Here is a 1,884-nt window from a genome sequence, read left to right on the forward strand (position 1 = left end):
GGCGGCGCCACCGAGGGCAGCACGAGCGGGACCGGCGCGACCGGGACCGGCGCGGCCGGAGCCGGTTCGACGCCCGACGCCCGGGTGAACAGCTGCCGTTCGGCCGGCGGGATGAGCACGGTGCCGAGCGGGTCGAGCGGGCGCCGGGGCGCCAGCGCGACCGGCTCGGGCCAGGCGGTCGGCGAGTAGTCGGGTGCGGCCTGGGGGGTGCAGCCCGCCCCTGCGGTGCCGTCGGAGAAAGCCATCGGAAGGACTCCCGGTCCAAGGAGCGCCGGACCGGTGCCTCCGGTTCGGCCGGCCCGTACAGCCGGGACTACGGCTGAAGGAGTCGTTCCGGTTCACTGAACCGCCCGCACTGGAAGGTCCGTTGAGCGGGTGAGGGTGCACCGAGCGCCCCTTGACATCGGGAGGGGCCGCATCGAAAAACCCTCCGCCCGAGCGGCTACCGATCGGTACCGTCGTTCGGTGGCACCCGGCGCCCGCCGAGTGCCACCGAGTCGGAAGGAGCGTGAGTGCCGTGAACGGGACGGGGGAGGGGCGCGGCCTGGCCGCGGACGGACCGGAGGTGCGGGAGTTCGTCGCGGCCCTGGTGCGGGCCGGGGAGCCGAGCGCGGCCGGCCCGGCCGGGCTGGCGGTGCCGGAGGCGGAGGCGGAGGAGGTGATCGCGGTCGCCCGGCGGCTGGCGCTGCGCGCGGTGCCGGAGGGGCGGTGGTGGCCGCGGCCCGAGCCCGGGCTGCTGGGCGTGGCGACGGCGCTGGTGGTGGACGAGCACCCGTCGGCCCCGCGGTGGTCGGCGGCGGAGCGGCAGCGGCTGGCGACCTGGGTCGCGGTGCTGATCGAGCACCGCGGCGAGGACGGGGTGGGCGAGCTGCTCAGCGCGCTGACCGGGCGCTGACCGGCCGGCACCGCCGCGGGCCCGGCACCGCCGCGGGCCGGGCGCCGTCGCGGCGGGTGGCGAAAAGGGCCGCGGCTCACGGCCGCTAACGATCGGCCAACAGTCGCCGCCGCCCGCCAACAGCGGCATCCGGGGGCCGGGCCGAGCGCCCCCGCCGGGGCGTTGGCGGATCCTTGGTGCGGACTTGGCGGCCTCCGGCAGTGTGCTGTCGCAGCCACCGCCGGGGTTGTCCGGCCGGTGCCCAGCATGTCCCTGCCCGTGCTGCGCCCCCTGCCCGACCTGAGAGGTAGCGCGTGTCGATGCCGTCCGTCGCCCAGTCCACGTCCGTCACCCCGCCGTCCGAGGGTCCGGCGGCCGCGCCGGAGGGCGTCACCGCCCCGGCCCGTCCGACCCTCGACCCGGACACGCTCGCCGAGATCCACCGGCTGCACGGCGGCTACCTGCTGCGTGCGCTGCTGCGGGCGACCGGCGGGGACCGCGGCAAGGCCGAGGACATCCTCCAGGAGACCCTGCTGCGCGCCTGGCAGCACCCGGAGGCGCTGGCCGCCGGGCCGGAGGCGAGCCGGCCGTGGCTGTTCACGGTCGCCCGGCGGATCGCGATCGACCACTACCGGATGGCCGCCGCCCGCGCCAAGGAGGTGATCGGCGAGCCGGTGGAGGACAAGCCGGTCGCCGACGACCCGTACGAGCAGGTGGTGGTGGCCCGGGACATCGCGCTGGCGCTGCGCCGGGTGCAGAAGCACCACCGCGAGGTGCTGGTCGAGCTGCACCTCAAGGACCGCTCGGTGCTGGAGGCCTCGGCCCGGCTGGGGGTGCCGCCGGGGACGGTCAAGTCCCGCAACTTCTACGCGATCCGGGCGCTGCGTCCGGTGCTGGCGGCGGAGCACGGCTACGCCCCGGCGGAGCGCGGGGCCGCCTCGGCGGCCGGCTGACGGCCCTGCCTCCCCCCGCGCGGCCCGGTGCGGCGAATCCGCCACGCGGACCTCCTC

2 protein-coding genes and 1 pseudogene are annotated in these 1,884 nt (G+C 77.4%); 2 read left to right on the forward strand and 1 reads right to left on the reverse strand.

Going from position 1 to position 1,884, the window contains the following annotated elements:
* A pseudogene (locus ABZW03_RS40320) lies at nt 1–245 on the reverse strand (hypothetical protein); the annotation flags it as partial.
* A gap of 272 nt (nt 246–517) precedes the next feature.
* Between ABZW03_RS40320 and ABZW03_RS40325 the strand changes: the two are divergent.
* Nucleotides 518–895, forward strand: coding sequence for a hypothetical protein (locus ABZW03_RS40325; RefSeq protein WP_355269784.1), 378 nt, complete (start codon nt 518–520; stop codon nt 893–895).
* A gap of 299 nt (nt 896–1,194) precedes the next feature.
* The gene (locus tag ABZW03_RS40330; protein WP_355269786.1) at nt 1,195–1,827 is read left to right on the forward strand and encodes a sigma-70 family RNA polymerase sigma factor; all 633 of its coding nucleotides are present in this window, start codon (nt 1,195–1,197) and stop codon (nt 1,825–1,827) included.
* Nucleotides 1,828–1,884 lie beyond the last annotated feature (57 nt).

The sequence above is a fragment of the Kitasatospora sp. NPDC004799 genome, assembly GCF_040609095.1.
In the GTDB taxonomy this organism is placed as follows: domain Bacteria; phylum Actinomycetota; class Actinomycetes; order Streptomycetales; family Streptomycetaceae; genus Kitasatospora.

What these genes read in the sequence shown, in the direction of transcription:
- ABZW03_RS40330 (WP_355269786.1), top strand. Translation starts at nt 1,195, where the DNA reads ATGCCGTCCGTCGCCCAGTCCACGTCCGTCACCCCGCCGTCCGAGGGT.